This is a genomic window from Legionella navarrensis, from assembly GCF_052527415.1.
Map to the genome: position 1 here is coordinate 1 of NZ_JBNVZR010000047.1, position 1549 is coordinate 1549.

Consider the following 1549-nt stretch of genomic DNA (forward strand, 5'->3'; position numbering starts at 1 on the left):
CATCACCTGTACCATTGCAGCCGGTACAGCACCTGGTACCTACAGTTTTGCCTACCCGGCCACGGTGAATTCGACCACAACCGGCTCGGTGAGCAATAGTGTTGTCCCGACGGGCGGCAGCAGCACCGCGCCGACCTGTTCAACCTGTACAACCACCCATCCGATCAAACCGGCAATAATCGCAGTAAGCAAATCGTCTAATCCGGCCACCGGCACCGCCGTGGGAGCAGGCGACAGTATTACCTACACCCTGCAGGCGGTGATAAGCACCGCGGCCAACGCCTCTCCTCTGGTACTGACGGATACCCTGAGCGCCGGACAAACCATAGGAACCCTGCCGGCAGGATGCACGGCATCTGGTCAGGTCATCACCTGTACCATTGCAGCCGGCACGGCACCCGGGACCTACAGTTTTGCCTACCCGGCCACGGTGAACTCGACCACAACCGGCTCGGTGAGCAACAGTGTTGTCCCGACGGGCGGCAGTGCCACGGCGCCGACCTGTTCAACCTGTACAACAACGCATCCAATCAAACCGGCCACGATTGCGGTGAGTAAATCCGCCAGTCCTGTGACCGGTACCACCGTTGTCCCGGGTGACGTTATTGATTACAGCCTGCAGGCGGTGATAAGCACGGCGGCCAATGCCTCCCCCCTGGTGTTGACCGATACGCTGAGCGCTGGACAAACCATAGGAACGCTGCCGGCAGGATGCACGGCATCGGGTCAGGTGATCACCTGTACCATACCAGCCGGCACGGCACCTGGTACCTACAGCTTTACCTATCCGGCCACGGTGAATCAGACAGCAACGATCTCGGTAGATAACAGTGTCGTACCGACCGGCGGCAGTGCTACCACACCGACCTGTACGAACTGTACGACCACGCATCCGATAGCCCCCGCGATTATCGCGGTGAGCAAATCTGCAAGTCCTGCGACCGGTACCACCGTTGTCCCGGGCGATATTATTGATTACACCCTGCAGGCGGTGATAAGCACCGCGGCCAATGCCTCCCCTCTGGTGTTGACCGATACGCTGAGCGCCGGGCAAACCATAGGAACGTTGCCAGCCGGTTGTACGGCATCGGGTCAGGTGATTACCTGTACGATTGCAGCCGGTACAGCGCCTGGCACCTACAGCTTTACCTATCCGGCCACGGTGAAGCCAACGGCGACGGTCTCGGTGAGCAATGCGGTGGTACCGACAGGCGGCAGCAGTACTACACCAACCTGTACGAACTGTACAACCACGCATCCGGTAGCACCCGCGATTATCGCGGTGAGCAAATCTGCAAGTCCTGCGACTGGTACCACCGTTGTCCCGGGCGATATTATTGATTACACCCTGCAGGCAGTGATAGGCACCGCGGCCAACGCATCCAATCTGGTGTTGACCGATACCCTGAGTGCCGGCCAGACAATCGGGACTCTGCCGGCAGGCTGTACAGCCTCGGGTCAGGTGATTACCTGTACCATTCCGGCTGGTACAGCGCCTGGCACCTACAGCTTTACCTATCCGGCCGCGGTGAATCAGACAGCGACGGTT

General features: G+C 59.6%; 1 protein-coding gene. It reads left to right on the forward strand.

The window, feature by feature from the left end; genetic code table 11:
- Positions 1-1549: hypothetical protein (locus ACQUTA_RS13035; protein WP_444988698.1), on the forward strand; the 1549-nt coding region annotated here is incomplete at both ends.